The sequence below is a fragment of the Neisseria sp. HMSC03D10 genome (genome assembly GCF_001807625.1).
GTDB classification, from domain to species: Bacteria; Pseudomonadota; Gammaproteobacteria; order Burkholderiales; family Neisseriaceae; genus Neisseria; species Neisseria mucosa.
On record NZ_KV789603.1, the window covers coordinates 6,889 to 17,293 of the forward strand.

The window sequence follows — 10,405 nt, forward strand, 5'->3', positions numbered from 1 at the left end:
GTCGCCTTGTCCTGATTTAAATTTAATCCACTGTATCTTCTGTGGCGGTATTTTTGCCGAGGTCGTCTGAAAACGGTTAAAATGCCGCAAACCTCTGTCAGGAAACCTTTTATGCTGTTCAACCACACCGCCTCCGAGCTGACCGGCTTATGCGGGCACGCCTTGGATTTGGCAAAAAACATGGGCGCGGCGGCTGCCGAAGCCGACTTTAGCGAATCCATCGGACAAAGCGTCAGCGTACGGCTGGGCGAAATCGAACAAATCGAGTTCCAGCAAGACAAATCGCTGGATATTACCGTGTACGTCGGCAAACGCAAAGGTCGCGCCAGCACCGCCGACTTCTCCGAAAAAGCCTTGCAAGACACCGTCAAAGCCGCTATTGACATCGCCCGCTACACCGCCGAAGACGATTGCGCAGGTCTGGCAGATGCTTCACTGATGGCGCAATACGTCGGCGACCTCGACCGTTATCACGAATGGGATTTAAGCACGGAAGCCGCCATTGAGTTGGCAAAACAATGTGAACAAGCCGCCCTGAGCGCGGATGAACGTATCGAAAACTCCGAAGGCGCAGGTGTTCAGACCGGACATTACCAATACGTTTACGGCAACACCCACGGTTTTACCGCCCACCAACAAGGCACGCGCCACAGCATTTCGTGCAGCATCGTCGCCGCCGACGAAAACGGCATGCAGCGCGACTACTGGTACGATGCCGCCTGCCGCCATCAAGACATGGACAGCCCCGAGCAAATCGGCAAAACCGCCGCCGAGCGTACCTTACGTCGTCTGAACAGCCGCAGCATCCCGACAGGCAGCTATCCCGTCCTCTTCGATACCACCGTCGCAGGCGGCCTTATCGGACACCTCGTCGGCGCACTCAGCGGCGGCGCACTCTACCGCCAAAGCAGCTTCCTGATTGACAGCATAGGCAGAAAAGTCCTGCCCGATTTCCTCAGCCTGCGCGAAGAACCGCACATCCCCCGCGCCTTCGGCAGCACCTATTTCGACTCCGAAGGCGTCGCCACGCGGCCGCGTTTCGTCATCCGCGACGGCATTGTCGAAGGCTATTTCCTCAGCAGTTACAGCGCGAGGAAACTCGGTATGCAGACCACGGGCAACGCCGGCGGCGCACACAACCTTTATTTGAACCATACGCACGAAACGCAGTCCGACCTGCTGAAAGAAATGGGCACGGGATTGTTGGTTACCGAACTGATGGGTCAGGGTGTGAACACCATCACGGGCGACTACTCGCGCGGCGCGGCGGGTTTTTGGGTGGAAAACGGCGTCATCAGCCACCCCGTCCAAGAAATCACCATCGCCGGCCGCTTGCAGGATATGTACCTCGGCATCGTCGGCACTGCCAACGACGCGCTGCGCCGCTCTTCCAACAAAATCGGTTCGGTACTGATTGAGAGCATGACCGTGGCGGGGGAGTAGGTTTTACCCGGTTATTAAAAAGGTCGTCTGAAAACGGCGAATGTTTTTTCAGACGACCTCAGATTGATTATTACGAAAGTTTTTTCATGCACGTTGCCGTTATTCCTTCTTGGTATCCCAAAACTGAAACCGATGTGGACGGAATCTTTTTCCGTCTTCAAGCACAAGCCTTGCAGCGAAAAGGTTTGAAAGTCGGGGTGATTGCGCCGATGTTCCGCTATTTGCGCGTCCATACCAAATCTATTTTTACCGGTCCGTACGGCATCCGGAAACACAATCAGGGCGGGTTGAATACCTACGCTTACGACAGTATGTATTTTTTCCCCCGTTTTCCTGTTATTGATTTGGACCGCATCCGCTGGGTGCGCGCGGGGATGAAGGCATTTGCGCGGTATGTGCGTGAAAACGGCCGCCCCGATATTGTTCATGCACACTCCATGAACTACGCGGGTATCCTCGCTTACGAAATTTATAAGACTTACGGTATTCCCTACGTCATTACCGAACACAGTAGCACCATTACCCGCAACCTCATACGGCCTCACCAATGGCCGATCATGCGCCTCGCTGCCGAACATAGTGCCGCGCGTTTTGCCGTCAGCCGCGATTTCAGCCGCCTGCTGAAGGAAAAATACGGTTTGGAATGGGAATACCTGCCCAACGTACTGGGCGACAATTTCGCACGGGATTTCACGTTTCCCGATAAAGGAAACCAAGACTACACCTTCTGTACCGTTTCGCATCTGCGCCATCTGAAAGGGCATGACCTCCTGCTGCCGGCCTTTGCGAAAGCGTTGGAAAAATATCCTTTCCTCAAATTGAAAATCGGCGGGGACGGCGTGGAAGCCGCCAATTTGCGCCGTTTGGCACAAGAGTTGGGCATTACGCATGCCGTCAGCTTCCTCGGCGCGCTCACTACGGACGAAGTATTAGATTTGATGCGCCAAAGCGACGCTTTCGTCCTTGCCAGCCGCACGGAAACCTTCGGGGTCGTGTTTATTGAAGCGTTGTCTCAGGGCTTGCCCGTCATCGCCACCATGTGCGGCGGTCCGCAATCCATCGTTACGCCCGAGAACGGTATTTTGGTGCCGACCGAAAATATCCCCGCGCTTACCGATGCATTGATTGAAATGTATGAAAATCGCGAACGCTTCGATCATGAAAAACTGCGTCGAGATTGTTTGGCGGAGTTTAGCGAAGAGGTTATCGCTTCAAGCTTAATCCGAACATTTGAACAAATCGTCGGAGAAAAGCAAAAGCAACCTTAAGTTTTGCTATAAAGCCAATCTGACGCATCGGTTTTCCGCCGTCTTGGCATCCGTTTAATCCGTTTCCTTTTCAGACGACCTTCAAGAACAAAGGTCGTCTGAAACACTGTTTACACACTACATAATGTCTCAAACCAACCTCCCGTCCCGCCGCCTTTCCGTCGCCCCCATGCTCGACTGGACGGATCGCCACTACCGATACCTCGCCCGCCAGATTACCCGCAACACATGGCTTTACAGCGAAATGGTCAATTCCGGCGCCATCGTCTATGGCGACAAAGACCGCTTTTTGATGTTCAACGAAGGCGAGCAGCCCGTCGCCCTGCAACTGGGCGGCAACGACCCGTCCGATTTGGCGAAAGCGGCCAAAGCCGCAGAAGAATACGGCTACAACGAGGTCAACCTCAACTGCGGCTGCCCCAGCCCGCGCGTACAGAAAGGCTCGTTCGGCGCGTGTCTGATGAACGAAGTCATGCTGGTTGCCGACTGCCTCAACGCCATGCAGGACGCGGTCGGCATCCCCGTTGCCGTCAAACACCGCATCGGCGTCGACAGGCAGACCGAATACCAAACCGTCGCCGATTTCGTCGGCACGCTGCGCGACAAAACCGCTTGCAAAACCTTCATCGTCCACGCCCGCAACGCATGGCTGGACGGCCTTTCACCCAAAGAAAACCGCGACGTTCCGCCGTTGAAATACGATTACGTTTACCGCTTGAAAAAAGAGTTTCCCGATCTGGAAATCATCATCAACGGCGGCATCACCACCAACGAAGCAATCGCCGGACACCTGCAACACGTTGACGGCGTAATGGTCGGACGCGAGGCGTATCACAACCCGATGGTCATGCACGAATGGGACAGGCTGTTTTACGGCGATACCCGCAGCCCGATTGAATACGCCGATTTGGTGCAGCGCCTCTACACATACAGTCAAGCCCAAATCCAAGCCGGACGCGGCACAATCTTGCGCCACATCGTCCGCCACAGCCTCGGGCTGATGCACGGCCTGAAAAACGCCCGCACCTGGCGGCGTATGCTTTCCGACGCGACGCTGTTGAAAGACAACGACGGCAGCCTGATTCTCGACGCGTGGAAAGAGGTCGAGCGGGCGAACGTATGGGAATAAAGCGGTTTTCTCAAACATCAAACACGTTGTCTGAAAACAGATTCCTTTTTCAGACGACCTTTTTACCTTTTGAATCCATCCCTATGATGAAACGAACCATACCGATTATCTTCTCAGCCTTCCTGCTTGCCGCCTGCCAAGCCTCGTCCACTCAAGAAACACGAACCATGAATACCCGACTTTGGGCAGTATCCGTCAAGCAAGATGCCAACCTTTACCGTATCGACGACAAACTCTACCGCAGCGAACAGCCCGTCCCCGAGGACGGCGAAACCATTTCACAGCAGGGTATCAAAAGCGTCGTCAATCTGCGCTTTTTCGACCGCAATGACGACGACTATCTCAAGCAATACGGCATCAACATCATCAACCGCCCGCTGCTGTCGTGGAACGTCAAACCTAAAGACATCGCCGAAATCCTGTACCTGATTGAAAAACAGCAACAAAACGGCGCAGTCCTCATCCATTGCTACCACGGTGCGGACAGGACGGGGCTGATTGCCGGAATGTACCGCATCCTTTACCAAGGCTGGCAGATTGAAGAGGCAAAAGCCGAAATGCAGCACGGTCCCTACGGTTATCACAGCATTTGGAAAAATATCGCCAACCTGTTTACCGAAGCAAAAGTACAGGAAGTCAAAAACCATTTGGAACGCTTGCGCAGCAACGAGCGGAATGCAGTATCGGGGTAATAACGCTGACTTATAAATCCAATCCTGACTTTGGCTGCCAAGCTGATTTTTAGAGACAACATACTGATTGGTGCATTATTCCCGCTCAGGCAGAGATCCATCGGAAATCTTCAGAAGCAGGTATTTGAAAAAAACGGTTGCCGAAATTCAAAATCAGATTCAGTTCCATGAGAAAGGGTGGTTAATGGCGGGTGACGTATTCCAGATAAGTGTGGCGGCCGTATAGAAAAAGGTCGTCTGAAAACCTTATACATCAGGTTTTCAGACGACCTTTTCGTATCTGCGGCCTTATCAGGCGATTCAGTTCAAATCACAAAATCCATCGCCGTACCCTGCAAACTCTGGTCCATGTCCGCCGATGGGGTTTTGACCGAACGCCCCACTGGTTTGGCAGGTACGCCGACGACGGTGATTGACGACGGTACGTCCGCAACGACCACGCTGCCTGCGCCGATTTTGGAATTGTCGCCGATGCGGATGTTGCCCAATATCGAAGCGTTCGCGCCGATCATCACGCCGTCGCCGATTTTCGGGTGGCGGTCTCCGCATTCCTTACCCGAGCCGCCGAGCGTTACGCCGTGCAGGATGGAAATATTGTTGCCCAACACGGCGGTTTCGCCGGCGACGAAACCGGTGGCGTGGTCGAGCATCAGCCCATGACCGAAACGGGCGGCGGGGTGGATATCGACGCCGAACACTTCCGACATGCGGTTTTGCAGGAAATACGCCAGCGTTTTGCGGCCGTTTTGGTAGAGCCAGTGGTTGATTCGGTGCGCCTGAATGGCGTGGAAACCTTTGAAATACAAGAGCGGCAGCGAATATTCGTCACAGGCGGGGTCGCGTTCGTAAATGGCTTTCAAATCGGCTTCGACGCAGTTGCTGATGCGCGCGTCGCTGCCCAATGCCTGCTGGTAAATTTCAAACAGGGCGCGCACGTCCATAATCGGGCTGCCGAGTTTGCTGGAGAGGTGGTAGGCGAGGACGGAATCGAGCGAGTCGTGGCGCAACACGGTTTGGTGCAAAAAGCTCGCCAGCATCGGTTCGGCAGCGGCGGCGGCGGTTTCTTCGCGGATGGTATGCCAGAGGTTGAAATCGGTTGTGTTCAGGTGGTCTTTTTTCATGTCGGGGGTCGTCTGAAAATAGGAAGGTATCGGCGTATCTTACCTTTTATCAACGATTTGCGATAGCGCATTGCGGAATATGCTTATGATGGTTTCCGTGTGCTTGAAGTTTTTTCAGACGACCTTATATAAAGTAGCATTCGATTCAAACCATTCCAAAGGATGCATGAAATGAGCGAACATCACGAACAATATCAACACGAAGCCGAAGAGGCGGTAAACGCAGAAGCCGCCCAAAACCCCAATACCGAACAACCCGAAGCTGCCGAACCGCCGACTTACGAAGAATTTCAGGCACGTATCGCCGAGTTGGAAGGGCAGTTGAAAGACAGCGAACTGCGCGGCCTGGCGAACGAGCAAAACCTGCGCCGCCGCCATCAGCAGGAAATCGCCGATACGCACAAGTTTGCCGGACAAAAATTCGCCGCCGAAATGCTGCCGGTCAAAGACTATCTCGAGATGGCGCTACTCGACCAAAGCGGCAATTTCGACGCGCTGAAAATGGGCGTGCAAATGACGCTGAACGAATTGCAAAAAGCGTTTGACGCCACACACATCAAAGAAATCAACCCGCAGCCCGGCGACAAACTCGACCCGCACCAACATCAGGCAATGCAGGCGGTCGTCAGCGAGCAAGAGCCGAACACCATCGTCAGCGTCATGAAAAAAGGCTACACCCTGTCCGACCGCGTATTACGTCCCGCGATGGTTGTCGTGGCGAAACAAGAATCCTGAAGGCACCGCTTGATGAAGTTTATCAAGCATAAAATTTTCAGACGACCCTTCCCCGCCCCTCAAGCCCCAATCCCGCTTTTGGAAAATCATTCCGATGATGCCCAATCGGAAAAGAAAGACAAGGTCGTCTGAAAAACAAAATACCAACCTGTGGATAAATAGTTTAGCTTTTTGAATTTTATATAAAAAAAATTTCAACAAAACTCTTGAAAAAATATCGGGCAACCTTATTTACAGGTCAACGGAACAAAATGTTCCACACGATTATTAACTTAGAAAAATCTTTTTAGGAGCAACATCAATATGGCAAAAGTAATCGGTATCGACTTAGGTACAACCAACTCTTGTGTATCCATCTCTGAAAACGGTCAAACCAAAGTTATTGAAAACGCAGAAGGCGCACGCACTACGCCGTCTGTCGTCGCTTATCTGGACGGCGGCGAAGTCCTCGTCGGCGCACCGGCCAAACGCCAAGCCGTAACCAACGCTAAAAACACCATCTACGCCGTCAAACGTTTGATCGGTCATAAATTTGAAGACAAAGAAGTCCAACGCGACATCGAATCCATGCCTTTCGAAATCATCAAAGCCAACAACGGCGACGCATGGGTGAAAGCGCAAGGCAAAGAGCTGTCTCCTCCGCAAGTTTCCGCAGAAGTCCTGCGTAAAATGAAAGAAGCCGCCGAAGCTTATTTGGGCGAAAAAGTAACCGAAGCCGTGATTACCGTTCCGGCCTATTTCAACGACAGCCAACGTCAAGCCACCAAAGACGCAGGCCGCATCGCCGGTTTGGACGTAAAACGCATCATCAACGAGCCGACCGCAGCCGCTTTGGCATTCGGTATGGACAAAGGCGACAACAAAGACCGCAAAGTAGCCGTATATGACTTGGGCGGCGGTACCTTCGATATTTCTATCATCGAAATCGCCAACCTCGACGGCGACAAACAATTCGAAGTATTGGCAACCAACGGCGACACCTTCTTGGGTGGTGAAGACTTCGACCAACGCCTCATCGACTACATCATCGCCGAGTTCAAAAAAGACCAAGGCATTGATTTGAAACAAGACGTGATGGCATTGCAACGTCTGAAAGAAGCTGCCGAAAAAGCCAAAATCGAATTGTCCAGCGGCCAGCAAACCGAAATCAACCTGCCGTACATCACCATGGATGCAACCGGCCCGAAACACTTGGCAATGAAAATTACCCGCGCCAAATTCGAGAGCCTGGTTGAAGACCTGATTGCCCGCTCTATCGAGCCTTGCCGCACCGCATTGAAAGATGCCGGCTTGAGCACCAGCGACATCGACGACGTAATTTTGGTCGGCGGTCAAAGCCGTATGCCGAAAGTACAAGAAGCCGTGAGAGACTTCTTCGGCAAAGAACCGCGCAAAGACGTGAACCCTGACGAAGCCGTTGCCGTAGGCGCAGCGATTCAAGGCGAAGTATTGAGCGGCGGCCGCAGCGACGTATTGCTGCTGGACGTAACGCCCCTGTCTTTGGGTATCGAAACCATGGGCGGCGTGATGACCAAGCTGATTCAAAAGAACACCACCATCCCGACCAAAGCGTCGCAAGTGTTCTCTACCGCCGAAGACAACCAAAGCGCAGTAACCATCCATGTACTGCAAGGCGAACGCGAACGTGCTTCCGCCAACAAATCTTTGGGTCAGTTCAACTTGGGCGACATCGCACCCGCACCGCGCGGCATGCCGCAAATCGAAGTAACCTTCGACATTGACGCCAACGGCATCCTGCACGTTTCCGCCAAAGACAAAGGCACAGGCAAAGCAGCCAACATCACCATCCAAGGTTCTTCAGGTTTGAGCGAAGAAGAAATCGAACGCATGGTGAAAGATGCCGAAGCCAATGCCGAGGAAGATAAAAAACTGACTGAATTGGTCGCTTCCCGCAACCAAGCCGAAGCCCTGATTCACTCCGTGAAAAAATCTTTGGCCGACTACGGCGACAAACTCGACGCAGCCGAGAAAGAAAAAATCGAAGCCGCGTTGAAAGAAGCCGAAGAAGCCGTGAAAGGCGACGACAAAGCCGCCATCGATGCCAAAGCCGAAGCACTGGGCGCAGCCAGCCAAAAACTGGGCGAAATGGTTTACGCACAAGCGCAAGCCGAAGCCCAAGCAGGCGAAAGCGCACAAGCCGAACCGTCTTCCGCCAAGAAAGACGACGACGTGGTAGATGCCGACTTTGAAGAAGTAAAAGACGACAAGAAATAATTGAGGTCGTCTGAAAAAAGCGCGAATCGTAAGGTTCGCGCTTTTTGTTTGAATTATTTATAGTAAAAGGTCGTCTGAAAACTTTTCAGACGACCTTCTGCCTATCTGTTGCCCTGTGTGTGGAAACATAAGAAAATAACCTTATTTTTCAAACCATCCAATCAAAGGAAACCTTCATGACGACATTCCCCATCGCGCGCGCGGGCGATAAGACACTTGAAATCCAAGGCAAAATGGCGAACCGCCACGGCTTGATCGCCGGTGCGACCGGTACGGGTAAAACCGTGACCCTGCGCCGTATGGCGGAAGCCTTCAGCAGCGAGGGCGTTCCCGTATTTTTGGTTGACGTCAAAGGCGATTTGTCGGGCATCGCGCAGGAGGGTGCTGCCAGCGGCAAAGTGGGCGAACGCATTGCCGAGTTTGGTTTGGGCGAGCAATGGCTGCAAAGCTTCCCCGTGCGCTTTTGGGATGTTTACGGCGAAACCGGCATTCCGGTGCGCGTGACTGTTTCGGAAATGGGCCCGCTGCTGCTGGCGCGTTTGATGAATTTGAACGACACGCAGGAAGGCCTGCTGAACCTTGTGTTTAAAGTCGCCGACGACAAAGGCTGGCACATTCTGGATTTGAAAGACTTGCGCAGTATGCTGAAACACGTTTCCGACCACGCTTCGGAATACCGCACGCAATACGGCAACGTCTCCGCCGCCAGTATCGGCGCGATTCAACGTCAGCTTTTGACGCTGGAGAACGAAGGTGCGGAAAAATTCTTCGGCGAGCCGTCGCTCAACCTGCAAGATTGGATGCAGACCGACAACGGCAAAGGCGTCATCAATATCCTCAATTCGGAAAAACTGATGCGCTCGCCGCGTATGTACAGCGCGTTTTTGCTGTGGATGTTGGCGGAGTTGTTTGAAACCCTGCCCGAAGTCGGCGATTTGGACAAACCGAAATTCGTGATGTTCTTCGACGAAGCGCATTTGATGTTCGACAACGCCGCCAATGCGCTGGTGGAGCAGGTCGAACAAGTCGTGCGCCTGATCCGTTCCAAAGGCGTGGGCGTGTATTTTGTGACCCAAAACCCGCTCGATTTGCCCGATACCATCCTCGGACAGCTCGGCAACCGCGTGCAACACGCCCTGCGCGCCTTCACCCCGCGTGACCAGAAAGCGGTTAAGGCCGCTGCCGAAACCTTCCGCAGCAATCCGAATATCAAAGTTGCCGAAGCGATTGCCGAACTGGGCGTCGGCGAAGCACTCGTTTCCTTTCTCGACGAAAAAGGTATGCCCGAGCCGGTAGAACGCGCGCTTGTCCTGCCGCCGCAATCTTCCTTGACCCCGCTTGCTGCCGAAGAGCGCAACCGCTTGTTCCAAAACGACGATTTGTATCCGACCTATAAAGACATGGTGGACAACTATTCCGCCTTTGAAGCCTTAGCCGAAGCCGACAGTCAGGCTGCGGCGGAGAAAGAGGCGGCAGCGGCGGCAAAAGAGCAGGAAAAAGCGCAAAAAGCCGCTGAAAAAGAAGCCGCCAATGCGGATCCCGGCATACTCGGCGGACTGCTCGGCGGCTTGAGCGGCGGACGTAAAAAGTCAGGACAGGGCTTGGGTTACAACGTCGCCGATGCCATCGGCAGCCAAATCAACCGCCAAGTGACCAATGCCATCTCCCGTAGTGTGATGGGCATCATTAAAAATATGTTTAAAAAATAAGGCGTAAAAAGAAGGCAAAGGTCGTCTGAAAGCCTGACAATCGGTTTGAACTGGCCCCCAAATCTTGGACACT

8 protein-coding genes are annotated in these 10,405 nt (G+C 53.2%); 7 read left to right on the plus strand and 1 reads right to left on the minus strand.

Features of this window, described 5'->3' with window-relative positions; translation table 11 throughout:
- The first annotated feature begins 111 nt into the window (after positions 1-111).
- The 4 genes from pmbA (at position 112) to HMPREF3066_RS10515 (ending at position 4,532) form a co-directional block, all read left to right on the plus strand.
- Positions 112-1,443, plus strand: a complete 1,332-nt coding sequence (gene pmbA, locus HMPREF3066_RS10500; RefSeq protein WP_070442816.1) for a metalloprotease PmbA — start codon at positions 112-114, stop codon at positions 1,441-1,443.
- A gap of 86 nt (positions 1,444-1,529) precedes the next feature.
- The gene (locus HMPREF3066_RS10505) at positions 1,530-2,711 is read left to right on the plus strand and encodes a glycosyltransferase (protein ID WP_060975702.1); all 1,182 of its coding nucleotides are present in this window, start codon (positions 1,530-1,532) and stop codon (positions 2,709-2,711) included.
- 124 nt (positions 2,712-2,835) lie between these two features.
- Positions 2,836-3,840 (plus strand): tRNA dihydrouridine(20/20a) synthase DusA, encoded by a 1,005-nt coding sequence (dusA, locus tag HMPREF3066_RS10510; protein ID WP_070442819.1) that lies wholly within the window; start codon positions 2,836-2,838, stop codon positions 3,838-3,840.
- Between the two features lie 83 nt (positions 3,841-3,923).
- Positions 3,924-4,532, plus strand: a complete 609-nt coding sequence (locus HMPREF3066_RS10515) for a phosphatase domain-containing putative toxin (RefSeq protein ID WP_199901638.1) — start codon at positions 3,924-3,926, stop codon at positions 4,530-4,532.
- A gap of 305 nt (positions 4,533-4,837) precedes the next feature.
- Here the strand turns inward: HMPREF3066_RS10515 and cysE are convergent, their stop codons facing one another.
- On the minus strand, positions 4,838-5,653 hold the full coding sequence (gene cysE / locus HMPREF3066_RS10520; RefSeq protein ID WP_070442822.1) for a serine O-acetyltransferase: 816 nt from the start codon (positions 5,651-5,653) through the stop codon (positions 4,838-4,840).
- A gap of 171 nt (positions 5,654-5,824) precedes the next feature.
- On the opposite strand from cysE, the gene grpE reads away from it, so the two are divergent.
- The 3 genes from grpE to HMPREF3066_RS10535 all read left to right on the plus strand — a co-directional run bounded on the left by grpE (position 5,825) and on the right by HMPREF3066_RS10535 (position 10,332).
- Positions 5,825-6,388: a nucleotide exchange factor GrpE gene (gene grpE, locus HMPREF3066_RS10525; protein WP_070442825.1), complete on the plus strand. Its 564-nt coding sequence runs from the start codon at positions 5,825-5,827 to the stop codon at positions 6,386-6,388.
- Between the two features lie 303 nt (positions 6,389-6,691).
- Positions 6,692-8,623, plus strand: coding sequence for a molecular chaperone DnaK (gene dnaK / locus HMPREF3066_RS10530; RefSeq protein WP_060975086.1), 1,932 nt, complete (start codon positions 6,692-6,694; stop codon positions 8,621-8,623).
- Positions 8,624-8,799: 176 nt separating this feature from the next.
- Positions 8,800-10,332 carry a helicase HerA-like domain-containing protein gene (locus HMPREF3066_RS10535; protein WP_060975085.1) on the plus strand — a complete coding sequence of 511 codons (1,533 nt, stop codon included), beginning with the start codon at positions 8,800-8,802 and terminating at the stop codon, positions 10,330-10,332.
- Positions 10,333-10,405: the final 73 nt, after the last annotated feature.